Here is a 24,066-nt window from a genome sequence, read left to right on the forward strand (position 1 = left end):
AACAGCCGAACAGCAGCAGGCCATGTCCGTTTTACGGTGATATGACTCGGCCATGGACACCAAACTGCTGGCCGTGGACTACCCGGCACTCCACATCTTCTGGACGATGCTGGAGCTGTTCCTCTGGATCCTCTGGTTCTTCCTGCTGTTCAAGATCATCACGGACATCTTCCGCAGCCACGACCTCGGCGGCTGGGCCAAGGCCGGCTGGCTGGTCCTGGTGATCATCCTGCCGCTGATCGGCGTCCTCGCCTACCTGATCGCCCGCGGGCAGTCGATGGGCAAGCGGGACGTCGAACAGGCGGAGCGGTCCGAGGCCGCGTTCAAGTCCTACATCCGGGACGCCGCCGGAACGGCACCGGCGGGCGGCGGAGGCGGTGGCGGCAGCCACGTCGACGACCTGGCGAAACTGGCGGCCCTGAAGGAGAAGGGCGCCATCTCCGACGAGGAGTACCAGAAGGCCAAGGACAAGCTCCTGGCCTGACCCGCACGGACGGCCGGGGCCGGTGGACGCACCGTGACGTCCACCGGCCCCGGCCGCTGCCGCTGTCGGGTTCCGGGTGCCGGTTCGGCTCCGCTCAGCCGTTCAGCGCCGCCCGGAGCGCCGGTCGCCGCGGCCGCCGTCGCCGCCGGTCAGGCCCGCGCGGCGCAGCGCGTCCGCCATGGCGCTGTTGGCCGGCGCACCGCCGCCGGAGCCGCCGCGGTCACCACCGCCGCCCTGACCGCCACCGCGCCGGTCCTGGCCGCCGCGACCGCCCTGGCCCTGACCGCCCTGGCCGCCCTGGCCGCCCTGGCCGCCCTGGCCACCGCCCCGGCGCTCCTGGCGCGGCGGGCGGGCCTGGCGGTCACCGCGGTCGCCGCGGTCCCCGCCGCGCTCGCGCCCGACCTCGTCGTCCAGCCGAAGGGTCAGCCCGATCCGCTTGCGCGGCACGTCCACCGTGAGCACCCGGACCTTGACGATGTCGCCGGGCTTGACCACCTCGCGCGGGTCCTTGACGAAGTTCCTCGACAGCGCCGAGACGTGCACCAGCCCGTCCTGGTGGACGCCCACGTCCACGAAGGCGCCGAAGGCAGCGACATTGGTGACCACGCCCTCCAGCACCATGCCGACCTCCAGGTCGCCGATCTTGTCGACGCCCTCCTTGAAGGTCGCGGTGCGGAAGGCCGGACGCGGGTCGCGGCCCGGCTTGTCCAGCTCGCCGAGGATGTCGGTGACGGTCGGGACGCCGAAGGTGTCGTCGGCGAAGTCCGCCGGGCGCAGCGCCCGCAGCCGCTCGCCGTTGCCGATCAGCTCGCGCAGCTCCCCGCCGGTCGCGGCCAGGATGCGGCGCACCACCGGGTAGGCCTCCGGGTGCACGCTGGAGGCGTCCAGTGGGTCCTCGCCGCCGGGGATGCGCAGGAAGCCCGCGCACTGCTCGAAGGCCTTGGGGCCGAGCCGGGAGACGTCCTTGAGCTGTCGGCGGGTGCGGAACGGGCCGTTGGCGTCGCGGTGCGCGACGATGTTGTCGGCCAGCGTGCCGGTGACCCCGGAGACCCGGGTGAGCAGCGGCGCCGAGGCGGTGTTGACGTCCACCCCGACGGCGTTGACGCAGTCCTCGACCACGGCGTCCAGCGAGCGGGAGAGCTTCACCTCGCTCAGGTCGTGCTGGTACTGGCCGACGCCGATCGACTTGGGGTCGATCTTGACCAGCTCGGCCAGCGGGTCCTGGAGCCGACGGGCGATCGAGACCGCGCCGCGGATCGACACGTCCAGGTCCGGCAGCTCCTGCGAGGCGAACGCGGAGGCCGAGTAGACCGAGGCGCCGGCCTCGCTGACCATCGCCTTGGTGAGCTTCAGCTCGGGGTGGCGCCCCAGCAGGTCCTCGGCGAGCTTGTCGGTCTCCCGGGAGGCGGTGCCGTTGCCGATCGCCACCAGGTCGACGTCGTGCTTCTTCGCCAGGGCCGCCAGCGTCGCCAGGGCCGCGTCCCACTTGTTGGCGGGCTGGTGCGGGTAGATCGTGTCGTACGCGACGACCTTGCCGGTGGCGTCCACCACGGCGACCTTCACGCCGGTGCGGAAGCCCGGGTCCAGGCCCATGGTGGCGCGGGTGCCGGCCGGGGCGGCGAGCAGCAGGTCGCGCAGGTTGGCGGCGAAGACCCGCACCGCCTCCTCCTCGGCCTCGGCGCGCAGCCGGGCGCGCAGGTCGATGCCGAGCCGGACCAGCACGCGGGTGCGCCAGGCCCAGCGGACGGTGTCGCCCAGCCACTTGTCGGCCGGGCGGCCGCGGTCGGCGATGCCGAAGCGGGCGGCGATCCGCTGCTCGTAGTCGTTCTCGCCCGGAAGGTCGCCCTCGGACTCGCCGTCGTACGGGGAGAGGTCGAGGTCGAGCACCTCCTCCTTCTCGCCGCGCAGCATCGCCAGGATGCGGTGCGAGGGGAGCCGGGTGTACGGCTCGGCGAAGTCGAAGTAGTCGGCGAACTTGGCGCCGTCGCCCTCCTTGCCGTCGCGGACCTTCGCGACCAGCCGGCCGCGGGTCCACATCCGCTCGCGCAGCGAGCCGACCAGGTCGGCGTCCTCGCCGAAGCGCTCGACCAGGATCGCCCGGGCGCCCTCCAGGGCCGCGGCGCCGTCCGCCACCGACTCGTTGAGGTACTGGGCGGCCAGCGCGGCCGGGTCCTGCCCCGGGTCGGCCAGCAGGGTGTCCGCCAGCGGCTCCAGGCCCGCCTCGCGGGCGATCTGCGCCTTGGTGCGCCGCTTCGGCTTGAACGGGAGGTAGATGTCCTCCAGGCGGGCCTTGGAGTCCGCGGCGAGCACCCGGGCGCGCAGCGCGTCGTCCAGCTTGCCCTGGGCCTCGATCGACTCCAGCACGGCCGCCCGGCGGTCCTCCAGCTCGCGCAGGTAGCGCAGCCGTTCCTCCAGGGCACGCAGCTGGGCGTCGTCGAGGGAGCCGGTGACCTCCTTGCGGTAGCGGGCCACGAAGGGCACGGTCGAGCCGCCGTCGAGCAGATCGACGGCCGCCTTCACCTGCCCCTCGCGGACACCCAGCTCCTCGGCGATCTGCCGCTCGATCGCCTGCTGGGCCTGCCGGGCCACCTGTTCGACTGGCGTGGTCACGAAGCCGGTCACCTTCTCCATCAGTGCTTGCGCCGTACGCCCTGCATTCTGGCAGGTGCCGACGACACCGACCGGCCGCCCCCGGGACGGCCGGGCGTGGCGCGCGCCTCCGGCTGACGACCCCCGGGCTCCACCGAGGCTTGAGCGGGGCCCAGTTGCGGCTTCCTAGGCTGGCGGGCATGGACACTCTGGATGCCGCCGCCGAGTTGGAGCGGCTCGCCGCCGCCAAGTACCTGCTGTTCACCACCTACCGGAGGAACGGCACTCCGGTCGCCACCCCGGTGTGGGTCGCGCGCGACGGGGACGCGCTGGTCTTCACCACCGTCACCAAGACCGGCAAGGTCAAGCGCCTGCGCAACCGTTCGGACGTGCTGGTCGGGCCCAGCGACATCCGCGGGAACCTGCTCGGCGCCCAGGTGCCGGCCACCGCGGTGCTGGACCCCGACCGGGCGCCCGCCTACCGGAAGCTGCTGCGGCGCAAGTACGGCCTGCTGTGCGCGGTGGCGCTGACCGCCAACGTGCTGCGCTTCGGCAAGGGCGGCACCATCGGGGTGCGGGTCACCTTCGGGTGACCGTCGGGGCCGTCAGGGCCGTCGCCGGGTGGCCGAAATCGCGCGTTCCGGTTCGAACGACCGTCGGAATGTGAGCAGTTCGGCAATCCGGCTGAACGGCGACGACCGGAGCTGTACGCTGCCGGGCATGTGCGCTGCCACCCGGATCCACCCCGACGGGCCGGTGGTCGACGCGGCCCTGGTGCGGCGGCTGATCGCCGCCCAGTTCCCGCAGTGGGAGCGCCTCCCGGTCACCCCCGCCGCCACCTCCGGGGCGGACAACGCGATGTTCCGCCTCGGGCCCGAACTCGCCGTCCGGCTGCCCCGGGTGGAGTGGGCCGCCGGGGGCCTGCGGCGGGAGCAGCAGTGGCTCTCCCGGCTGGCCCCGCGGCTGCCGCTGCCCGTCCCGGCACCGCTCGCGGTCGGCCGGCCCGCCGCCGGCTACCCGTGGGAGTGGTCCGTCCTGCACTGGCTGGACGGCGCCAACCCGGTCGTCCACGCCCTGGCCGCACCCCAGGCGCTGGCCCGCGACCTGGCCGGCTTCGTCAACGCCCTGCGCGCCGTCGACCCGGCCGACGCCCCCGTCTCCCAGCGCAGCGTCCCGCTCGCCTCCCGCGACGGCGCCACCCGCGCGGCCATCGCCCAGCTCTCCGGCTCGATCGACACCGAGGCCGCGACCGCCCTGTGGGACAAGGCACTTCGACTGCCCGACTACGCCGGCCCGCCGGTCTGGCTGCACGGCGACCTCACCCCCGGCAACCTGCTGCTCACCGGCGCCGGCCGGCTCGCCGCCGTCATCGACTTCGCCCTGATGGGCGTCGGCGACCCGACCGCCGACCTGATCGCCGCCTGGAACCTGCTGCCCGCCACCGCCCGCCCCGCCTTCCGCGCCGCCCTCCACGCGGACGAGGCCATGTGGGCCCGCGGCCGCGCCTGGGCGTTCTCCCTCGCCCTGGTGACGATCCCGTACTACCGCCACACCGACCAGGCGCTGACCGCCAACGCCCGCCACGTCGTCCGCGAGGTCCTCGCCGACCGCGGCGTGTAGGGCCGGGCGGTGCCCGTCACCACTCCCGGGGCTCGACCATCTCCTCCACGTCCGCGTCCTCGAAGCCGTAGGCCGAGGCGATGATCCAGAAGGCCTCGGCGATGTCCTCCCGCGCCGCCGTCTCGATCTCGCTCCCCGCCGCCTTCAACTCCGTGTCCAGACGGTTGAACTCCTCCGCGGCGGCGTGGGAGAGCACGTACAGCGCCGGCAGGTCCGCCGGTCGCTCGGCCTCGATCCGCTCGCACAGCCGCACCAGGATGGCCCTGCCCTTGGCCACGAGGTGGTCGGGGAAGTACGGGTCCTCGGACATCTCCCGCAGGAACTCCTGCTCCGTCACCTGCTCGTTCGTGATCGCCATGACGCCCTTTCCGTCCCTCCGAAGAACCGACGTGCCGATCCTGCCCGACACCACTGACAGACGGCGGCGCCCGGGCCGGCCGCCGCCGCTCCCCCGGCCCGGCGGCGCTTGACGCGCTGGTTAGAGTGCCGCGCATGACCACACGTCACATCGAGTTCGAGGCCCTGCACAACTTCCGCGACCTGGGCGGCTACCCGGGTGCCGGCGGGCGGTCCGTCCGGTGGGGGCTGGTGTACCGCTCCGACTCGCTCGGCAAGCTCGGCTCCCCCGCCGACCTGGACCGGCTCCGGGCGCTCGGCGTGCGGACCGTGATCGACCTCCGCTACCCCTGGGAGATCGACGCCAAGGGCCGGGTGCCCGGGTTCGAGGGCCTGGAGTACCACAACCTCTCGATCGAGCACCGCCCGTACGACCAGGCCGAGATCGACCCGGAGGTCGACCCCTGGCGCCACCTCGCCGACCGCTTCGCCGAGGTCGCCGAGGACGGGGTGAAGGAGATCCGCCAGGCGCTGGACGTGATCACGGCCGCCGAGGCCCCGGTGGTCTTCCACTGCGCCTCCGGCAAGGACCGCACCGGGCTGATCGCCGCCCTGCTGCTCACCCTGCTCGGCGTCGGCGAGGACGACATCGCCGCCGACTTCGCCCTCACCGAGCTCGCCACCGCGCACTTCGTCGCCGAGTGGCACGCCGCCCACCCCGGCCGCACCCTGCGCTGGCCCGGCTACGGGCGCGCCCCGGAGGCCGTCATCCGGCTCACCCTCGCCGACCTCGCCGACCGCCACGGCTCGGTCGAGGCCTACCTCACCGGCGCCCTCGGCATCGACCGCGCGCAGATCGACACCCTGCGCGCCCGCCTGCTGACCGACTGAGCCCCGCCGCCCCGCACGGGAGGTCGGCCGGTCCGACGTCCCGTGCGCGGACGCCCCCGAAACGCCCTCGCCCGGCGGAGCGGCGCCTGGCAGCATGCCGCCATGCCCACGCCGAGCCCCGACCCGGACTACAGCGTCACCACCGGGTACGACCTGTCCGACGACGCCTACTTCCTCGAACTGCGGCTCAGGGCGGACCCGCGGGCTCTGGTCGCCGCGGTCGTCCCCGACGAGGACCCGGCGCGGGAGCCGACGATCAGCCTCGACCCGCGGGGGCGGGCCGTCGACATCCCGTACGAGGTGATGCGCTGGTTCCTGCGGCTGGTCGAGGAGGAGGTCGACGCCGTCCGCGCCTGGATGCGGCTGCGCCCCGAACTCGTCGCGCTGGTCCACCGGTTGCGCCGGGAGCACCAGGGCGTGATCGACGACGAGGGGTTCCCGGGCGTCCTGGCGGAGGTCCGCGCCGCCGTGCCGGAGGCCGACGTCGCCGCCGTGCTCCGGGCCGCCTTCGGGGCGGAGGGCGAGCGGTTGCTCCGGGGGCCGGGGGTGCGATAACCCGGTGGCGGCCGGGGGTGGTTGCGAAGGAGGATGCCGGGCATGACCGAGCAACCCGTGCGATGGACCGAGGCGACCGTCTACCCCGACATGTGGGCCGACCCGGACGACGACCCCCGCAACAGTGAGGGCCCGAGCCCGGACGGCGAACTCGCCACCCTCCAGGACTACCTGACGAACTACCGGCTGACCCTGCGGATGAAGTGCGACGGCCTGGCCCCGGAGCAGCTGGCCCGCCGCTCGGTGCCGCCGTCCACGATGTCGCTGCTCGGCCTGGTCCGGCACCTGGCCCGGGTGGAACGGGACTGGCGGAACTGGATCACCGACGGCGAGCCGCTGCCCAAGCTGTACGGCGGGCGGGACGCGGACTTCGACGGGGCCGTCGGCGAGCAGGCCGTGGTGGACGCCGCGTTCCACGACCTGGAGCGCGAACAGGCCGCACTGGACGCCGCGTTGGCCGGGTACCAGGACCTGGGCGAGCGGGTCGGGAAGGACCGGCTCTCGATCCGGGAGCTGCAGGTGCACCGGATCGAGGAGTACGCCCGCCACTGCGGCCACGCCGACCTGCTGCGCGAGTGCGTGGACGGCCGGGTGGGCCAGTAGCGCCTCAGCGCCGGCGGCCGCTCCGACCGGGGCGGCCGCCGCCCTTGCCCGCACGGGGCCCGGCCCCGGCGCCCGCGGCGGGAGCCGGGGCGGTCTCGGGCCAGTGGGCGGGCCGGGTGAGGCCGGCCGGGAGGCGGGTGGTGGCGTCGCCGCGGGCGGCGTCGAGCTGGGCCTGGGTGAGGAAGAGGGCCGTGCTGAGGTCCGCGCCGGCCAGGGCGGCGTCCCGCAGGTCGGCGCCGACCAGGTCGGCGAGGCGCAGGTCCGCGCCGGAGAGGTCGGCCGCGACGAGCAGGGCGCCGCGCAGGTTGGCGCCCCGCAGGTCGGCGCCGCGCAGGCGGGCGCCGAAGAGGTCGGCGCCGCGGAGCTCGCGGCGGCGTGGGACGGCCGCGCGGACCAGTTCGCCGGCCCGCAGCAGCAGCTCGCTGACCCGCTGCCGGTGGGCCGGGACGTCGATGGCGAGGATCTCCTCGGGGGTGCCGCCGGCCAGCCGGTCGGTCTCCGCCAGCGCCTGCCGCAGTTCGTCGTGGACGGGCTGGGCGGGGGCGAAGGTGAGCGCCTCGGTGAGGTACCGGAGCAGCTCGTGCAGCTGCCGCACGACCGGGAAGACGTCGAACATCGCCTTGGCGCTGTCCGGCTCCTCGCGCCAGCTGCGGCCGCCGAAGGTGACCTGGGAGACCCGCTGCCCGGCGCCGAAGCAGTCGTAGACGGTGCAGCCCTGGAAGCCCTTGTCGCGCAGCCGCACGTGGATGCCGCAGCTGAAGTCGGTCTGGAGGTTGTGGCAGGGGCTGCCGGCCTGCTTGTTCATGGCGAAGTCGGACCCGGCGGCGAACGGCAGGGCGACGCAGCAGAGCCCGAAGCAGCTGCCGCAGTCGGCCCGGAGCGCGGTCGGCTGCGGGGTCGGTGGCGGGGTCGGCGCGGCCGCCGTCTGGTCCTGCGGCGACTCGGTCTCGCGCACGTTCCGGGGTCCTTCCAGCAGCGGGGCGCCGGTCGGCGCGGTGAACCCCGGAATCCTACTGGGCAGACGACCTTCGGCGCCGGTAAGCTGTCCAGCGCAGTAGAGACCATTACACGCGGGGGTGGGTGCCATGCGGGAACCGGACATCAGAGAACTGGTCCGGATGTGGATCTCGGGCTGGGCCGTCTCGCGCGGCTCCGCCGAGCCGGTGGACCAGCCCTGGGGCTGGAGCATCGACGTCGGCGCGCCGGTCGGCGAGGTCGGCCGGCACGTGCTGCCGGAGCCGACCGAGGCCGAGGTCCGCAAGCTCGGCGAGACCGTCACCGCGCCGACCACCTGGCTGAAGCTGTTCGCCGAGGACGCCACCGTGCGCCCCTGGCTGGACGAACGGTGGCGGCTGGACGCGCCGGGCTTCCTGATGAGCGTCCCGCTCGTCCCCGAGCGGCCCGAGGCCCCGGCCGGGTACACCGTGACCACCTGGGAGCGGGGCGGGATCCTCCGGGTGCTGGTGCGCACCGGGGACGGGCACCTCGCCGCCCGCGGCCAGGCGGGCCTGGCCGGCCCCGTGGCCGTACCGGACCAGATCACCACCGCACCGGAGCACCGCCGCCGGGGCCTGGGCGCCCTGGTGATGCGGACGCTCCAGTCCGCCGCGCACGAGCGGGGCGCGCGCACCGGCGTGCTGGTCGGCACCCCGGAGGGGCAGGCGCTCTACACGGCGCTCGGCTGGGCCACCCACGCCCCGATGGCGAGCCTGGTCCTCGACGCGCCGGGCGTCTACGACACCGAGTAGGCCGGGGCCCGTGGCACCCGGGCGGCGGGCCTCAGCGGTACGGCAGCAGCTCCGGCCGCTTCGCCGGGCGGCCGTCGCCCGAGGAGCGGCCGGTGAGGCGGCGGCCGATCCACGGGCCGACGTGGGTGCCCAGCCAGCGGGCGTCCTCGCGCAGCCGCTCGGCGCGGCCGGCCGGGGCGGCGGCGGGCAGCGGGGCGCGCCAGTCGAAGGCGGCGGGGCGGCCGAGCGTCTCCAGCACGCCCTCGGCGACCCGGCGGTGCCCCTCGGGCGACAGGTGCAGGCGGTCCTCGGCCCACAGGCGGCGGTCGTCGAAGCAGGGCGCGGAGAACAGGTCGACCACGACGAAGCCGTCCTGCCGGCCCAGTTCCTGGACGAAGGCCTTCATCCGCAGGATCGCGGGCAGCAGCCGGGCGCCGCCCGCCATCCGGCGGGTCGGGTCGGTGCTGGTGAACAGCACGACGGTCGCGCCGGTGGCGCGCAGCCCGTCGGCGCAGCGGCCGAGCAGCCGCTCGACGGCGTCGATGTCGCAGCCGGGACGCAGCACGTCGTTGAGGCCGCCGGCCAGGGTGACCAGCTCGGCGCCCATCGCGGCGGCGGGGGCGAGCTGCTCGTCGTGGATCTGGCCGATGAGCTTGCCGCGGACGGCGAGGTTGGCGTACCGGAAGCCGGTGCCCGCGGACTCCGGCTCGGCGTGCTCGGCGGCCAGTGCCGAGGCGACCCGGTCGGCCCAGCCCCGGTAGTGGCCGTCCGGCAGCAGGTCGTCGCACATGCCCTCGGTGAAGGAGTCGCCGACGGCGACGTAGCTGCGGTAGGGGGTGGGCACGGGCTGGCCTCCGCTCTCCCGGGATGACTCCGGCGGTTCGACGATCCGACGATCGTACGTGCGTGCCCGTCCGGAACCACAGCGGGCCCCGGTGGCTCCGACGGACCCCCGGTGAACCCCGACGGACCTCGGCGAACCTCGGCGCTCATCGCACGCCGATCGTTCGTTTATCGGCCCGGGCCATCCTGGGCCCACGGGGCGGCGGTCGGCGACGGGGGCCTTGCCGCCGCCCCATCCGGGCCACCATGCCCGCCGCAGGCGCCAGGCCCGCCGCACGCGCCGCAGGCACCGCGCCCACCGCGACGGTCAGCCCGTCACGGCCACCGCCTCCTCGCCGGCCTCCTCGCCCGCCTTCCGGGGCGTGAACCAGTGCTCGCGCACGGCGTCGGTGGGCCGCTGCTCGCCGAGGGCGGCCAAGCCCCACTCCCCCAGCGCCTCGACGACCGGCCGCAGTTCGCGGCCGCGTCCGGTCAGCTCGTAGACGGTCGCGTTGGCGGGCCGCTCCAGTCGGCGGCGGGCGATCAGTCCGTCGCCCTCCAGCTGCTTGAGCCGGGCGGCCAGGATGTCGGTGGAGACGCCGGGCAGGTCGGCGTGCAGGTCGGTGTAGCGGCGCGGGCCGCCGAGGAGCTCACGGACGATCAGGAGGCTCCAGCGCTCCCCCACCGCGTCCAGGGCGCGGGCGACGGCGCAGTACTGGTCGTAGCTTCGGCGTGACATGCGGATCAGCATAGCCAAGAGGTTGGACTTTCCAAGTACTCACTTGGTAGAACAAAGCTGAAGCAACGGAGCGGTGGTGACGGTCGGGAGGCCGCAGATGGAGTTTCGACAGTCCAGCAAGCTGAATGACGTGTGCTACGAGATCCGGGGCCCGGTGGTCGACCAGGCCAACGCCCTGGAGGAGGCCGGGCACAGCGTGCTGCGGCTGAACACCGGCAACCCCGCCCCCTTCGGCTTCGAGGCGCCCGAGGAGATCCTCCAGGACATCATCCGCAACCTGCCCAAGGCGCACGGCTACAGCGACTCGCGCGGCATCCTGCCGGCCCGTCGCGCGGTGGTGCAGTACTACCAGCAGCGCGGGGTCGAGGGCGTCACCGTCAACGACGTCTACCTCGGCAACGGCGTCTCCGAGCTGATCCAGATGGCCGTCACCGCGCTCGTGGACGACGGCGACGAGGTGCTCGTGCCGATGCCCGACTACCCGCTCTGGACGGCCGTGGTCCGGCTGGCCGGCGGCAAGGCCGTGCACTACCTGTGCGACGAGCAGGCCGAGTGGTACCCGGACCTGGACGACATCGCCGCCAAGATCACCGCCCGCACCAAGGCGATCGTCGTCATCAACCCCAACAACCCCACCGGCGCGGTCTACCCGAAGGAACTGCTGGAGGGCATCCTCGACCTGGCCCGCCGCCACCACCTGATGGTGCTGGCCGACGAGATCTACGACAAGATCCTCTACGACGACACCGAGCACCACTGCCTGGCCGCCCTGGCCGACGACGTCCTCACCCTCACCTTCAACGGCCTCTCCAAGGCCTACCGGGTGGCCGGCTTCCGCAGCGGCTGGCTGGTCGTCTCCGGGCCCCGGCAGCACGCCACCGACTACCTGGAGGGCCTGACCATGCTCTCCGGCATGCGGCTGTGCCCCAACGTGCCCGCCCAGTACGCCGTGCAGGCCGCGCTCGGCGGCCACCAGTCCATCAACGACCTGGTGCTGCCCGGCGGCCGGCTCACCGAGCAGCGCGACATCGCGGTCAAGGCGCTCAACGAGATCCCCGGCGTCAGCTGCGTCAAGCCCAAGGGCGCGCTGTACGCCTTCGCCAGGCTGGACCCGGCGGTGCACCGGATCGTCGACGACGAGCGGTTCGTGCTGGACCTGCTGCTGCGCGAGAAGATCCACGTCGTCCAGGGCACCGGCTTCAACTGGCCCCGCCCGGACCACTTCCGCTTCGTCACCCTGCCCCGGGCCGACGACCTGGAGACGGCCATCAACCGGATCGGGCGCTTCCTCGCGACGTACCGGCAGAGCTGACCGCCTAGGCTCTGGGTCGTGACCGTCCTGCGCTCCATCGCCCTGTTCGTCCTCGCCGCCCTCGCCGAGATCGGCGGCTGCTGGCTGGTCTGGCAGAGCGTGCGCGAGCAACGGCCGTGGTGGCTGGCCGGGGTGGGCGTGGTGGTGCTCGGCGCGTACGGCTTCGTCGCGGCCCTGCAGCCGGACAGCCACTTCGGCCGGGTGCTGGCCGCGTACGGCGGGGTGTTCGTGGCCGGCTCGCTGCTGTGGGGCATGGCCGTGGACGGCTTCCGGCCGACCCGCTACGACGTGCTGGGCGCGCTGATCTGCCTGGCCGGGGTCGCCGTCATCATGTACGGCCCCCGGCGCTGAACGCACCGGTGCCCCGGTGTCGGACCCATCTCCGACACCGGGGCACCGTCACGACCGCCGGGCCCCGTCACCCTCGCCGGGGCACCGTCGCGACCGGCGGGGACTACCAGCCCCAGCCGCCGCCCTGGCCGTCGTCGTCCCGGTCCGAGTCCCAGCCCTCGCCGACCGTGCGCAGGATCGTGTAGTTGTCGATCTGCGTGCCGTCCTCGGCCAGCGCGGTGACCTTCATGACCGACTTCTGGCCCAGGTGCTTCGGGGTGACGTCGACCTTGATGAAGGAGTATCCGGTGTAGCGCACCCGCGACCACTGGATGGTCTCGGGGGTCTTCACCTTGCCCTTGCTCCAGTAGTAGGTCTTGACCTCGTCCTGGTGGTTCTCGTGCCCCTCGTAGGTGTCCGGCACGTCGAACTTGTACAGGCTGCGGCCGGCCGCGCCCGCGGTGACGTAGACCACGCCGTCCTTGGCCGGCTCGATGGTGGCGCCGCTCGGCACCTGCTTCGAGACCTTGTTGCCGAGGATCGCGTCGGTGCGCTCGTAGATGTGGTTGTGGCCGTTGATGACCAGGTCCACCCGGTACTTCTCGAACAGCGGCACCCAGGCCTCGCGGACACCGCCCTCGGAGGCGTGCGCGACGGTGGTGGAGAAGGCGCAGTGGTGGAAGAAGACCACGACGAAGTCGATGGTCTCGTCGTTGCGCAGGTCCTTGAGGGTGCGCTCCAGCCACTTGGTCTGCTTGTTCGCCGAGATGCCCAGGTTGGCCGGGATCTCGTAGGAGACGTCGTTGGCGTCCAGCGAGATGACGCCGACGTTCTTGTAGCGGAAGGTGTAGACGCCGGGGACCTGGCGCGGGTCCGGGCCGTTGTTCGGCAGGAAGAAGCGGGCGTTCTCGCCGCCGTAGCCGTTCGGCGAGTACCAGGCCTCGATGTCGTGGTTGCCGTACGCGACCATCCACGGGATCTCGGCGGCGACCGTCTCGGTCTGCACCAGGAAGTCGTCCCAGGTCTTCGCGTTGAAGACGGACTTGTCCGGGTCGGTGCCGGAACCGGCCGGGTCGGCGTAGCAGATGTCGCCGGCGTGCAGGTGGAAGGCCGGGTTCTGCGCCTTGATGATGTGGTCGTTGCCCGCCGCGTGCGCGCTGACGCCCTGGTCGCCGAAGGCGGTGAAGGTGAACGGCTCGTACACCTTGCCCCAGCGGTGGTCGCGGGACGGCGCGGTGCGGAAGGTGTGCAGGGTGGAGATCTGCTGCTGCGCGGCCGGGTCGAAGCCCTCGTGGCCGACACCGTAGTAGTAGGTGGTGTCGGGGCGCAGGTCCTCCAGCGCCACGTGCAGGTAGTACTGGTCCACCGGCTGGCTGTTCGGGGTCAGCGCCGGGGTGTGCAGGGCACGGACCTCGGCCTGGACCTTGTGGCTCAGCTCCCACGGGGTCTTGCCGAAGCGCAGGAACGGCTTCTTGACCGGGGCCGGGACCTGCCAGGAGATACGGAACTGGGTGTCCGGCTCCGGGCCGAACTGGAGGTGACGGCCGATCGGCGCGACCAGCGAGCCGTCGATGCCGCTGGTCGTGCCACCGGTCAGCAGCTGCGGGCCGGCCGGGGCGGCGAAGGCCGTGCCGCTGCCCAGCGCGCCACCGACGGCGACGGCGCCCACGGTCACGGCACCGGCGCGCAGCATCCGGCGGCGGGAGAAGCGGGCCCGCAGGTACTCGTGCTGCTCGGCCATGCTCATGCGGTCGGCAAGCTTGGCCGGCACGCCCATGTTGGGGATATCCATGCGCGGGACTCTTCCAGCGGCGCGTTGATCGCGCACGGACGCCGGGTGAACGGGTCGCAGCGTACCGCCCATTCGAACGCCAATGTTCGACCATGGTTTGGCAAAGGCCGTGTCCGCACCGTTCCGACGCCGCATCATGGCCCCCATCCGCCCCGTGGCCTGAGCGGGCGTCGGCGGAAGCGCGGACAGCGTTCGGACCTGGTCAGCCGGAGCGCTCGTCCCACTGGGTGGCGGTCCGGTTGCCGGTGCCGTCGCAGGTGCGGCAGATCTCGTCCCGGTAGGCGTGCTTGGCGCCGGTCGCGTCCACCCGGTAGCGCACGTACACCCCGGTGCCGTCGCAGAGGAAGCAGTTGCCGCCCCCGCCGCCCACCTCGGTGGTGCCGGTGCCCTGGCAGGTCCGGCAGCTGAGGCCGGCGGTCCGGCCGGTGCCCGCGCAGATGCGGCAGACCGTCGTCATCGGCTTCCTCCCTCGCGCGGAAACGGCTCGGCGCCGTCCGGAAGGGCCCGACACCACCGGTCATGGTAGTGGTGAAGGCACCCGGACCGACCCGGGTTCGGCCCGGGTAGACATGATCCGACGATCATCCTGTAGGACCAACGGCCGACCTCAGCCGGGCCCGACCTCACTCCGGCAGGCTCGTCCTCACTCCGGCAGACCCGTCCTCACTCCGGCAGGCCCTCGCGGACCCGCCGGGACACCGAGATCAGCTGGAGGTCCAGCAGCCCCGGCGGATCGGCCAGGCCCGGGCCGCCCGCGCGCACCCAGGCGCCGATCTCGTCGATCATGTCGTCCATCAGCACGAAGCCCAGCCAGACCGGCCGGCCGCCCGCCGCCCGGCCCTCCGCCGAGGGGCCGACCACCACCACGTTCGACTGGGTGCACACGTCCAGGCACTTGACCGCCCGGACCCGGCCCGCCGAGCCCACCGCCGTCCGCAGCCGCTCGTACTGGCCCGCGTGGTCCACCCCCGGGTGCTTGGCCTCGGTGCCGCAGCAGCAGCCCCGGCAGACCGTCACGGTCACGGGGGCACCGGCGCCCCGCTTGCGGTCCCGGGCACCGTCGCGCTCTCGGCGGCTCATCGGCTCTGCTCCCCCTCGTGGTCGGCGGCGCGCTCCGCACCGGCCCCCGCACTGTACCCGCAGGCCAGCGGGCATCCCAGACCCTTAGGATGCGCACGGCCCACGGGCCACCACACGACTCACGAACACCAAGGGGAGGACGGCCTGATGCCGAAGCGAAGGGGCCGCCGCGGTACATGGATATCGGTGGCCGTGGGGGTGGTCGGGATCCTGTGCGCCGTGCTCGGGTTCGCCGTGATCGGCTCCGGCTACGGCTACCACCGCCTGACGGGCGACACGATGTCGCCGGAGCTGGCGCCGGGCACCGGGCTCTGGACCGACCGGGTCCAGCCCGCGGACGTGCGCCACGGCGAGGTCTACGCCGTCGACTCCCCCTGGACGTTGCAGGGTACGGTCATCCAGCGGGTCATGGCCCTGGGCGGCGACCGCATCGCCTGCGCGAACGGGCAGTTCAGCCTCAACGGGAAGCCGGTCGACGAGCCGCCGGCCCGGCAGGCCCACACCTGCTACCTCGACTTCGACGTCACCGTCCCGCCGGGCCGAGCCTTCCTCATGGGGGACGTCCGCGGCGACGCCTTCGACTCCCGGATCAACCTGGCCGACCAGCAGGGCACCGTCGACCTCGCCAAGGTCGGCGAGCGGGTGGTGTGGCACAGCGGCGCCGACTCCGAGGCCCTGCCCGGCAAGCTCGCCGGCGCGCTCGTCGTGGCCGCGCTCGGGCTGCTGCTGGCCCTCGTAGGCCTGATCGCGGCGATCGTCTTCGCCGTCCGCGGCCGGGCCGCCCGGCCCCTGGGGTTGGAGCCGCCGGCCACCTTCTGACGCCGTCGCCACCCGTCGGCGCCCGGTCGACCAGCACTACGCAGCCAGGCCCTGACCGTCGGTTCCCGACCGGCCGGCCCTCGGTCTCACCGAAGGCGAGCCGGTCAGTCCACTCGCAGGACACGGGAGACGTAGACCCGGGGCGGGTCCGCGTCCTCGTTCACCGCGTACTCCACCAGCCCGAGGTCCCGGCGCAGCGGGGCCGAGTGCATCCCGGGCCGGCCGGGCACCGGCATGCTCAGGCGCGGGAACGGATCCTCCCGCAGGTCGACCAGGAAGGCCACGACCGCCGAGAACACGTCGGCCGGCGTGCCAGGGTCGCCGAGGAACTCCTCCACGGCCGGGGAGACGGTGATCGGGTCGTCGTCGTCCGGGAACTCGTCGTAGCCGCTCACAGGGCCCCGAGCCGGCGCAGGACCGCGGAAGCGGAGGCGCCGGGAGCGGTGCCGGCCTGGACGGCGGCGTGGATCCGGTCGCCCTCCGGGTCGCGGTACAGCTCCGCCCGCAGCCACCACCGCTTCAGTACGCCGCCGATCGTCTCGATGTCGGCTTCGCCCATCTCCCGGTAGAACTCCATGCGCTGCGCGGGCGGCAGGGCCGCGGCCACGCCGTCCTGGGTGCGGGGGACGGGCTGGCGGCTGTCGTGGTGACCGTGCAGGGGTGCTGCGCTCACCGTTCCTCCGAACGTCTCGTGCGGGCGGGACCGCTACCAGTGTCCTCCCCCAGGGGCCGGTCCGGTACCGCCTTCCGACCGCCGGGACCCTCCCCTGTCCGGCCGAGGGACATGCCGCAGGCCCGGTAGCAGGGGCCGGGGGGCGCCGCTACCCGACCGCCCGCGCCGCCGCCCGGCCCGCCGTGCGGCCCGAGAACAGGCAGCCCCCCAGGAAGGTGCCCTCCAGCGAGCGGTACCCGTGCACGCCCCCGCCGCCGAACCCGGCGGCCTCGCCGGCCGCGTACACCCCGGGCAGCACCTCGCCGTCGGGGCGCAGCACCCGGGAGGAGAGGTCGGTCTCCAGGCCGCCCAGCGACTTGCGGGTCAGGATGTTCAGCCGGACGGCGATCAGCGGGGCGGCGCCCGGGTCGAGGATGCGGTGCGGGGCGGCGGTGCGGATGAGCCGGTCGCCGAGGTGGCGGCGGGCGCCGTGGATCGCGGTGACCTGGAGGTCCTTGGCGAAGGGGTTGGCCAACTGCCGGTCGCGGTCCTCGACGGTGCGGCGCAGTTCGTCCGGGTCGATCAGCGGCTCGGCGGTCCTGGCGTTCATGCCCCGGGCGAGGTCGGCGAGGTTCCCGGCGACCACGAAGTCCCGTCCGTGCCGCAGGTGTCCCTGGACCGGGCCGGGGGCGCCGGGCAGCGCGCGTCCGAGCACGCCGCGCACCGACTTCCCGGTCAGGTCGGGGTTCTGCTCGGAGCCGGAGAGGGTGAACTCCTTCTCGACGATGCGCTGGTTGAGCACGAACCAGGTGTACTCGTACCCGGTGGTCATGATGTGTTCGAGCGTTCCGAGGGTGTCGAAGCCGGGGAACAGCGGGACGGGCAGCCGCCGGCCGCGGGCGTCCAGCCAGAGCGAGGACGGGCCGGGCAGGATGCGGATGCCGTGCCGGGCCCAGATCGGGTCCCAGTTCTCTATGCCCTCGGTGTAGTGCCACATCCGGTCGCCGTTGATCAGGCTGCCGCCGGCCCGGCCGACGACGTCCAGCATCAGTCCGTCCACGTGCGCGGGCACCCCGGAGAGCAGCCTGGCGGGCGGGGTGCCGAGCCGGGCCGGCCAGGCCTTGCGGACCAGGTCGTGGTTGCCGCCGATGCCGCCGGAGGTGACGATCACGGCCTGGGCGCGCAGTTCGAAGCTTCCGGCCACCTCGCGCGAGCTGGCCTCGCCCCGGCCCGCCGGGCTGGGCACCAGCACCTCGCCGGTGACGGTGTCGACGGCGCCCGCGGTGGCGGACAGCCCGGTGACCCGGTGCCGGAAGCGCAGGTCCACCAGGCCGCGGGCGGCGGCCGCGCGGACCCGCCGGACGAAGGGCGCCAGCAGTCCCGGTCCGGTGCCCCAGGTGATGTGGAAGCGCGGCACCGAGTTGCCCGGCCCGTCGGCGAGTTGACCGCCGCGCTCGGCCCAGCCGACCACCGGGAAGAACCGCACTCCCATGCCGTGCAGCCAGGAGCGCTTCTCGCCCGCCGCGAAGTCCACGTACGCCTCGGCCCAGCGGCGCGGCCAGGCGTCCTCGGGGCGGTCGAAGCCGGCCGTGCCGAACCAGTCCTGCCGGGCGAGGGCGTGCGAGTCGTGGATCCGCATCCGGCGCTGCTCGGGCGAGTCGACCAGGAAGAGTCCGCCGAAGGACCAGTGCGCCTGGCCGCCGAGGGAGGCCGCGGGCTCCTGGTCGAGCAGGATCACCTTCCGTCCGGCGTCGGCGAGTTCGGCGGTGGCGGCGAGGCCCGCGAGGCCCGCCCCGATGACGATGACGTCGGCGTCCAGGGCCATGCGCAGTCCTCCGTGGCGGCTCGCGGTGGCGGCGCGCCCGGGACGCGCCGTCGCTGTGCGCCCGATACTGCGGCCTGCGGTGACGTCCGGTCAACCGGCGGGTAACAACCGCCGGCGTGAATTCCGCTCCACGCCGTTTCGGAATTGCCGTCGACGGCCGGGCGATACCCGCGCGATTGCCGAGCGATACCCGGTGGAGCGAAATGCGAAATGCCGTTCGACACCGTTCGACCACATCTGACGGAATGTCGGCGATTTCCGCGCGAACCATGGACGTCCAGGAAACACGGCAGTAACTTACCTGCGAGTAGCCGTAGTCCGGCTCCGCACGAACCCCCACCCGTCGTTTCTCTCCCCCAGGAGGAACCGTGCTCCGTCCTGCCCGGAAATCCCGGCACCTCCGGAATTCCACCGCCCTCGCCGCCGTCGCCCTCGGCGCCGCGCTCGCGCTCACCTCCACCACCGCCCAGGCCGCCACCCAGGCGCCCCGGCACTACGTGGCGCTCGGCGACTCCTACGCCGCCGGCGCCGGAGTGCCGGGCCAGTCGGCCGGCCTGTGCCTGCGCTCCGACCGCAACTACGGCCACCTGGTCGCCGGCGCCCTCAAGGCCGGCCGGTACACCGACGTCACCTGCGCCGCGGCCAAGATCAAGGCGATGACGCAGCCCCAGTACGACGCCTTCATCCGGGTCAACGACCCGCAGCTGGACGCGGTCACCGCCGACACCGACCTGGTCACCCTCGGGATCGGCGGCAACGACCTCGCCGCCAGCGACCTCGGGCTCGGCGAACTGGTCGCCACCTGCATCGCCGGCGCCGTCGTCAACCCGTTCGGCACGCCCTGCAAGGACGTCTACCACCACGGCCACTGGGACTGGAGCACCATGTCCTGGCAGTACGGCACCGACGACCTCGCCGAGCGGATCCGCACCACCATCACCCCGCAGCTGACCGACACCCTCAAGCGCATCCACACCAAGGCGCCCGGGGCCCGGGTGCTGCTGGTCGGCTACCCGTCCGTCCTGCCCGCCGACGGCTCGACCTGCGTGCTGCGCCAGCCGGTCACCCCGGGCGACGTCGAGTACATGCACGGGGTGCTCGACAAGCTGAACGCCGCCCTGAAGGCCACCGCGGCCGCGAACGGCGCGACCTACGTGGACACCGCGACGCCGACCCTCGGGCACGACGTCTGCTCGGACGACCGCTGGATCGAGGGCGCGCTGCCCGGCTCGCCCGCCGTGCCGTTCCACCCGAACGCGACCGGCGAGCAGGTGATGGCGCAGGCGGTGCTCGCCGCGCTGAAGTAGCGGCGGGGCGGTGCCACCGCGGCGCCGGAGCGGTACCGGGGCGGCACGGAAGCGGTGCCGCCGGGAAAGCCCCGAGGGGCCGGTGACCAGACCCCGGTCACCGGCCCCTCGGTTCTCGTGCGCGCGCTACTCGGACTTCGCGGAGGCGGAGCCGGAGGCCGAGCCGGAGCCGGTGGCCGACGCGGCGGCCAGCCCGGCCGACCACTTCTCCTCGACGTTGCCGAGCTTCCAGTAGGCGATCGCCGCGGCCCAGGTGAGCACGAACAGTCCGACGATCGCGTAGCCGACGAAGTTGAGGTCCAGCCCGCCGATCCAGGCGATCGGGCCGCTGGTGATGTCCAGCTTCTCGCCGAGCAGGCCGATCAGCTCGATCGAGCCGATCACCAGCGCGACGAGCACCGACAGCCCGGTGACGGTCAGGTTGTAGTAGATCTTGCGGACCGGCTTGGAGAAGGCCCACTCGTACGCGAAGTTCATGAACGAGCCGTCGATGGTGTCCAGCAGGCTCATCCCGGCCGCGAACAGGATCGGCAGGGTGAGCAGCGCGTACCAGGGCAGCGAGAAGGCCGCCGCGCCGCCCGCCAGCACCAGCAGGGACACCTCGGTGGCGGTGTCGAAGCCCAGGCCGAACAGCAGGCCCACCGGGTACATGTGCCAGGGCTTGGTGACAGCCCTGGTGACCCTGCCGAGGATGCGGTTCATCAGCCCGCGCCGCTCCAGCTGGCGCTCCAGCTCCGCCTCGTCGTAGTCGCCCAGGCGCATCCGGCGGAAGACCTTGAGGATGCCGTTGAAGGCGCCCAGGTTGATCAGGCCGAGCAGCAGCAGGAAGGTGCCGGAGACGGTGACGCCGATCAGGCCGGTCATCTCGTGCAGCGTCGAGTCGTCGGACTCCACCTGGCCGGCCAGCGAGCGGATGCCGAAGGCCAGCAGGGCGCAGAGGCCGAAGACGATCGAGGAGTGCCCGAGCGAGAACCAGAAGCCGACCGACAGCGGCCGCTTGCCCTGGCCCATCAGCTTGCGGGTGGTGTTGTCGATGGCGGCGATGTGGTCGGCGTCGAAGGCGTGCCGCATGCCGAGGGTGTAGGCGGTCAGGCCCATGCCCGCGCCGAACACCTGGCCGCCGACGGTGTAGTGCTCGGGCTCGACCAGCGCGAGCAGGGTGAACCAGCCGACGACGTGCAGCGCGAGGATGAATCCGCCCATTCCGGCCAGGCGGATCCACTCCTCACGGGTGAGCCGGTCGCGCCAGCGGGGGGCGGTCATCGTCGTGTCCTTTCGGTCGGGCGGTCGAAGCTGGGCCATCTTTCCGCCTTGACGCGCGCAGTTGCAAGTCATGCGCAATTACGGATTCGTCTCCCCCCGCTTCCGCACCGTTTCCGCCCCGCTTTCACACCGCTTCCCCCCGGCTTCCCCCGACTTCCGACCGACCCCCGGAGATCGTCACCACCCGTACAAGGCTTCGTAACCTCCCGGGGCTTTCACCGTGCGCTCTACGCGCGGATACTCCCGTTCTACGCGCGAAAACCTGAGCGCCGACCCCTCAACTCCCCACGGAGGAACGGCTCATGACGATCCGTATTCGAACCGCCGCGGCCCTGGCCGGTGCGGCGCTGCTCGCGGCCGGTCTCACCACCCCCGTCGCCACCGCCGCGCCGGGCCCCACCGCCCCCACCACCCGGGCCGCCGCGGCCGGCGCCACCCCGCACCGGGTGCTGTTCGACAACAGCAAGGCCGAGACCGCGGGCAACGCCGACTGGATCATCAGCACCAGCCAGCCCGACCCGCTGGCCCAGAACGCCAACCCCACCACCGAGAAGAGCTGGACCGGCGCCCTCTCCGCCTGGGGCGTCGCCCTCCAGAAGACCGGCCAGTACAGCCTGAAGACCCTCCCGGCCGGCTCCACCATCAGCTACGGCACCGGCGCCGCGCTCGACCTCGCCAACTTCGACACCTTCGTGATCCCGGAGCCCAACATCCGGTTCAGCGCGAGCGAGAAGACCGCGATCATGAAGTTCGTCCAGAACGGCGGCGGGCTCTTCCTGGTCTCCGACCACGTCAACAGCGACCGCAACAACGACGGCTGGGACTCCCCGAAGATCATCAACGACCTGCTGACCAGCAACGGGGTGAACAACAACGACCCCTTCGGCTTCTCGGTCGACCTGCTCAACATCACCACCGACAACCCGCGCGCGGTCAACGACGCGACCGACCCGGTGCTGCACGGCCCCTTCGGCACCGTCACCGGCTCGATCCTGCGCAACGGCACCACCTTCACCCTCAAGCCCGCCGACAACCCGAACGTCAAGGGCCTGGTCTACCGGACCGGCTACAGCGGCAACACCGGCGCCTTCTTCGTCACCAGCACCTTCGGCTCCGGCCGGGTCGCGGTCTGGGGCGACAGCTCCCCGATCGACGACGGCACCGGCCAGTCCGGCAACACCCTGTACAACGGCTGGGACGACCCGGCGGGCACCGACGCCGCCCTCGCCCTCAACGCCACCGCCTGGCTCAGCAAGGCCTGACCGGCCGCGCCCCGGATCGGGGCGGCTCAGCCCCGGGGTGCCCCCGCCAGGGCTGCTCGCCAGGAAAAGGGCCGCTGCCTCCCCTACTGTCGGAGTACCGACGCCCGCGGCGCGCTCGTACGGAGCGGCACCCCGTCCGTACGCGCCGCGGGCCCGCCGGTGCTCCACCGGCCCGGGACCGACGGGAGCGGCCGATGCCGTCCTACCCCTTCCACACCACCCGCGAGGACCTGCGCGTCCCGCTGCCCGACGGCACGCGGCTGGCCGCCCGGCTGTGGCGGCCGGTCGGCGACGAGCCCGGCCCCGCCCTGCTGGAGTACTCCGGCGGCCGCCTCACCGACCGGACCGCCGCCGAGGACGCCCGCCGCCACCCCTGGTACGCGGGCCACGGCTACACCGCCGTCCGGGTCGACACCCGCGGGCACGGCAACTCCGAGGGCGTCCCCGGCGAACCCGGCGGCGACCAGGAGCTGGCCGACGGCGCCGCCGTGGTCCACTGGCTCGCCCGCCGCCCCTGGTGCAACGGCCGGCTCGGCCTGCTCGGCGTCGGCGCGGCCGGCACCACCGCGCTGCGGCTCGCCGCCCGGACCCCCGAGACCGTCGGCGCCGTGGTCACCGCCTGCCCCGAGGGCGGGCACCGGACCGGCGGCGCCGTACTCGCCGCCGACCTGCAGACCCGGCTCACCGCCCTGGTCGCCGACGCCGCCCTGCCGCCCGACCCGCGGTACGTCGGCGACGCCTGGCGGGCCGCCTGGCTGGCCCGGCTGGAGTCCCTGAACCCGCCCGTCGACGACTGGCTCGCGGCCGGCGAGAGCACCGTCCCGGTGTCCGTGCCCACCCTCGCGGTGGCCGGCTGGGGCGACCCGTCCTGCTCCTTCGTGCTGCGGCTGCTCGCCGAGTCCCCCACCGCGCGCGCCCTGATCGGCCCCTGGCCGCACGGCCTGCCCGAGGCCGCCCTGCCCGACACCCTGCGCTGGTGGGACCACTGGCTGCGCGGCGTCGACACCGACGCCCTCCAGGAACCCGCCCTGCGCAGCTGGCTCACCACCCGCTGGACCGGCGACGAGGCCTGGCCCTCCCCCGACGTCCGCGAGATCCACTACGGCCTGGACGGGCCGCTGCGCACCGCCGGCACCGCCTCCGACGAGCGGTACGTCCGGGTCCGCTCCCCGCAGCACACCGGCCTCAACGCCGGCGCCTACGTCCCGCACGGCCGCCCCGCGGACCAGCCGCCCGACCAGCGGGAGGAGGACGGCCGCTCGGTCTGCTTCGACTCCCAGCCGCTGCCCGAACCGGTCGAACTGCTCGGCACCCCGACCGTACGGCTGCGGCTGCGCGAGGACGACGCGCCCGCCCAGGTGGCCGTCCGGCTGTGCGCGGTCGGCCCGGACGGCACCTCGGACCTGGTCACCCGGGGCGTCCTCGCCGCCGGGGGCCCGGACGCCGAGGTCGAACTCGCGGCCTGCGCCTCGACCATCCCGGCCGGGCACCGGCTGCGGCTCGCCCTCTCCTCCGTCTACTGGCCCTGGGTGTGGCCCCCGGCCGAGGACACCGGGTACGGCGTCGACCCGTCCCGCTCCACCCTCAGCCTGCCGGTGCGCCACCTCGCCGCCGACGTCGGCACCCGGCCCGTCACCTTCGAACCCCCGATACTGCCCGAACCGCTCGCCGTCCACCTCACCGAACCGCTCACCGCCCGGCCCGAGCACCTCACCGTGCACGACATCGGCCGCCACGAGTGGCGCGCCGAGTTCTCCCCCGCCACCGACGGCACCCGCACCCACCCCGACGGCCTGGTCCGCGACGAACACACCGTCACCGCCTACCGGGTGCTCACCGGCGCCCCGCTCAGCGCCCAGGCCCGCACCGACCACACCGTCCGCCTGGAGCGCCCCGACATCGGCTGGGACGTCACCGTCCAGACCCGCACCCAACTGCGCTGCGACGCCGGGCACTTCCTCAGCATCGTCCAACTGCGGGCACTGGAGGGCGGATCGGAGGTGTTCGCCCGGGAGTGGCAGCACCGGGTGCCCCGGGAGAGCTGATCAAAGATTTACT

23 protein-coding genes and 2 pseudogenes are annotated in these 24,066 nt (G+C 73.5%); 13 read left to right on the forward strand and 12 right to left on the reverse strand.

The features are described 5' to 3' along the window. Positions 1–52: 52 nt before the first annotated feature. Positions 53–484 carry an SHOCT domain-containing protein gene (locus tag ACFVU7_RS32970; protein WP_074002217.1) on the forward strand — a complete coding sequence of 144 codons (432 nt, stop codon included), beginning with the start codon at positions 53–55 and terminating at the stop codon, positions 482–484. A gap of 102 nt (positions 485–586) precedes the next feature. Here ACFVU7_RS32970 and ACFVU7_RS32975 read toward each other — a convergent pair whose 3' ends face one another. Then, positions 587–3,094 (reverse strand): Tex family protein, encoded by a 2,508-nt coding sequence (locus ACFVU7_RS32975; RefSeq protein WP_388048720.1) that lies wholly within the window; start codon positions 3,092–3,094, stop codon positions 587–589. Between the two features lie 179 nt (positions 3,095–3,273). Between ACFVU7_RS32975 and ACFVU7_RS32980 the strand changes: the two genes are divergently transcribed. Beyond that, positions 3,274–3,666, forward strand: a complete 393-nt coding sequence (locus tag ACFVU7_RS32980; protein WP_074002216.1) for a PPOX class F420-dependent oxidoreductase — start codon at positions 3,274–3,276, stop codon at positions 3,664–3,666. 127 nt (positions 3,667–3,793) lie between these two features. Beyond that, on the forward strand, positions 3,794–4,693 hold the full coding sequence (locus ACFVU7_RS32985) for an aminoglycoside phosphotransferase family protein (RefSeq protein ID WP_117487304.1): 900 nt from the start codon (positions 3,794–3,796) through the stop codon (positions 4,691–4,693). 16 nt (positions 4,694–4,709) lie between these two features. On the opposite strand, the gene ACFVU7_RS32990 is transcribed toward ACFVU7_RS32985, so the two are convergent. After that, positions 4,710–5,051, reverse strand: coding sequence for a DUF5713 family protein (locus ACFVU7_RS32990; RefSeq protein ID WP_049658165.1), 342 nt, complete (start codon positions 5,049–5,051; stop codon positions 4,710–4,712). Positions 5,052–5,185: 134 nt separating this feature from the next. Between ACFVU7_RS32990 and ACFVU7_RS32995 the strand changes: the two genes are divergently transcribed. The 3 genes from ACFVU7_RS32995 (at position 5,186) to ACFVU7_RS33005 (ending at position 7,078) form a co-directional block, all read left to right on the forward strand. Further along, entirely contained in the window at positions 5,186–5,920 is a 735-nt protein-coding gene (locus ACFVU7_RS32995) for a tyrosine-protein phosphatase (protein WP_388048723.1), read from the forward strand. Positions 5,921–6,022: 102 nt separating this feature from the next. After that, a complete protein-coding gene (locus ACFVU7_RS33000; RefSeq protein WP_388048724.1) occupies positions 6,023–6,475 on the forward strand; it encodes a hypothetical protein in 453 nt (150 codons plus the stop codon). 42 nt (positions 6,476–6,517) lie between these two features. Continuing rightward, positions 6,518–7,078, forward strand: coding sequence for a DinB family protein (locus ACFVU7_RS33005; RefSeq protein ID WP_079272064.1), 561 nt, complete (start codon positions 6,518–6,520; stop codon positions 7,076–7,078). Between the two features lie 4 nt (positions 7,079–7,082). On the opposite strand, the gene ACFVU7_RS33010 is transcribed toward ACFVU7_RS33005, so the two are convergent. After that, positions 7,083–8,033, reverse strand: coding sequence for a pentapeptide repeat-containing protein (locus ACFVU7_RS33010; RefSeq protein WP_388048726.1), 951 nt, complete (start codon positions 8,031–8,033; stop codon positions 7,083–7,085). A gap of 130 nt (positions 8,034–8,163) precedes the next feature. Here ACFVU7_RS33010 and ACFVU7_RS33015 point away from each other — a divergent pair, with 130 nt between their 5' ends. Continuing rightward, positions 8,164–8,826, forward strand: a complete 663-nt coding sequence (locus ACFVU7_RS33015) for a GNAT family N-acetyltransferase (RefSeq protein WP_074002211.1) — start codon at positions 8,164–8,166, stop codon at positions 8,824–8,826. Between the two features lie 31 nt (positions 8,827–8,857). Here the strand turns inward: ACFVU7_RS33015 and ACFVU7_RS33020 are convergent, their stop codons facing one another. Together ACFVU7_RS33020 and ACFVU7_RS33025 are read right to left on the reverse strand one after the other, a co-directional pair. Further along, positions 8,858–9,649 carry an SGNH/GDSL hydrolase family protein gene (locus tag ACFVU7_RS33020; protein WP_388048728.1) on the reverse strand — a complete coding sequence of 264 codons (792 nt, stop codon included), beginning with the start codon at positions 9,647–9,649 and terminating at the stop codon, positions 8,858–8,860. Positions 9,650–10,012: 363 nt separating this feature from the next. Next, positions 10,013–10,366 (reverse strand): annotated as a pseudogene (locus ACFVU7_RS33025) (winged helix-turn-helix transcriptional regulator); the annotation flags it as partial. A 97-nt stretch (positions 10,367–10,463) separates the two neighbouring features. Between ACFVU7_RS33025 and ACFVU7_RS33030 the strand changes: the two are divergent. Both ACFVU7_RS33030 and ACFVU7_RS33035 read left to right on the forward strand, forming a co-directional pair. Continuing rightward, on the forward strand, positions 10,464–11,678 hold the full coding sequence (locus tag ACFVU7_RS33030) for a pyridoxal phosphate-dependent aminotransferase (protein ID WP_049652769.1): 1,215 nt from the start codon (positions 10,464–10,466) through the stop codon (positions 11,676–11,678). A gap of 18 nt (positions 11,679–11,696) precedes the next feature. Then, complete coding sequence (locus ACFVU7_RS33035) at positions 11,697–12,029, forward strand: YnfA family protein (protein ID WP_380663970.1); 333 nt, start codon at positions 11,697–11,699, stop codon at positions 12,027–12,029. A 103-nt stretch (positions 12,030–12,132) separates the two neighbouring features. Here ACFVU7_RS33035 and ACFVU7_RS33040 read toward each other — a convergent pair whose 3' ends face one another. From ACFVU7_RS33040 to ACFVU7_RS33050, 3 genes are all read right to left on the reverse strand, one after another. Then, a complete protein-coding gene (locus ACFVU7_RS33040) occupies positions 12,133–13,800 on the reverse strand; it encodes a metallophosphoesterase family protein (protein WP_079272061.1) in 1,668 nt (555 codons plus the stop codon). A 202-nt stretch (positions 13,801–14,002) separates the two neighbouring features. Continuing rightward, on the reverse strand, positions 14,003–14,257 hold the full coding sequence (locus ACFVU7_RS33045; RefSeq protein WP_049652766.1) for a hypothetical protein: 255 nt from the start codon (positions 14,255–14,257) through the stop codon (positions 14,003–14,005). Between the two features lie 206 nt (positions 14,258–14,463). Further along, the gene (locus ACFVU7_RS33050; protein WP_049652764.1) at positions 14,464–14,880 is read right to left on the reverse strand and encodes a hypothetical protein; all 417 of its coding nucleotides are present in this window, start codon (positions 14,878–14,880) and stop codon (positions 14,464–14,466) included. Positions 14,881–15,027: 147 nt separating this feature from the next. Between ACFVU7_RS33050 and lepB the strand changes: the two genes are divergently transcribed. After that, the gene (gene lepB / locus ACFVU7_RS33055) at positions 15,028–15,699 is read left to right on the forward strand and encodes a signal peptidase I (RefSeq protein ID WP_388048730.1); all 672 of its coding nucleotides are present in this window, start codon (positions 15,028–15,030) and stop codon (positions 15,697–15,699) included. A gap of 104 nt (positions 15,700–15,803) precedes the next feature. On the opposite strand, the gene ACFVU7_RS33060 is transcribed toward lepB, so the two are convergent. From ACFVU7_RS33060 to ACFVU7_RS33070, 3 genes are all read right to left on the reverse strand, one after another. Continuing rightward, entirely contained in the window at positions 15,804–16,094 is a 291-nt protein-coding gene (locus tag ACFVU7_RS33060) for a hypothetical protein (protein WP_387819407.1), read from the reverse strand. After that, a complete protein-coding gene (locus ACFVU7_RS33065) occupies positions 16,091–16,372 on the reverse strand; it encodes a hypothetical protein (protein WP_375873880.1) in 282 nt (93 codons plus the stop codon). Before ACFVU7_RS33065 ends, ACFVU7_RS33060 begins: the two co-directional genes overlap by 4 nt. Before the next feature lie 148 nt (positions 16,373–16,520). After that, a complete protein-coding gene (locus ACFVU7_RS33070) occupies positions 16,521–18,176 on the reverse strand; it encodes an FAD-binding dehydrogenase (protein WP_388048732.1) in 1,656 nt (551 codons plus the stop codon). Positions 18,177–18,544: 368 nt separating this feature from the next. On the opposite strand from ACFVU7_RS33070, the gene ACFVU7_RS33075 reads away from it, so the two are divergent. Next, entirely contained in the window at positions 18,545–19,483 is a 939-nt protein-coding gene (locus tag ACFVU7_RS33075; RefSeq protein WP_380781414.1) for an SGNH/GDSL hydrolase family protein, read from the forward strand. Between the two features lie 126 nt (positions 19,484–19,609). Here ACFVU7_RS33075 and ACFVU7_RS33080 read toward each other — a convergent pair whose 3' ends face one another. Further along, positions 19,610–20,746 (reverse strand): HoxN/HupN/NixA family nickel/cobalt transporter, encoded by a 1,137-nt coding sequence (locus tag ACFVU7_RS33080; protein WP_375873883.1) that lies wholly within the window; start codon positions 20,744–20,746, stop codon positions 19,610–19,612. A 302-nt stretch (positions 20,747–21,048) separates the two neighbouring features. Here ACFVU7_RS33080 and ACFVU7_RS33085 point away from each other — a divergent pair. After that, positions 21,049–22,005, forward strand: a pseudogene (locus ACFVU7_RS33085) (hydrolase); the annotation flags it as partial. A 197-nt stretch (positions 22,006–22,202) separates the two neighbouring features. Beyond that, positions 22,203–24,053 carry a CocE/NonD family hydrolase gene (locus tag ACFVU7_RS33090; RefSeq protein WP_388048734.1) on the forward strand — a complete coding sequence of 617 codons (1,851 nt, stop codon included), beginning with the start codon at positions 22,203–22,205 and terminating at the stop codon, positions 24,051–24,053. Positions 24,054–24,066: the final 13 nt, after the last annotated feature.

The sequence above is a fragment of the Kitasatospora sp. NPDC058046 genome (genome assembly GCF_042885595.1).
Lineage (GTDB): Bacteria > Actinomycetota > Actinomycetes > Streptomycetales > Streptomycetaceae > Kitasatospora.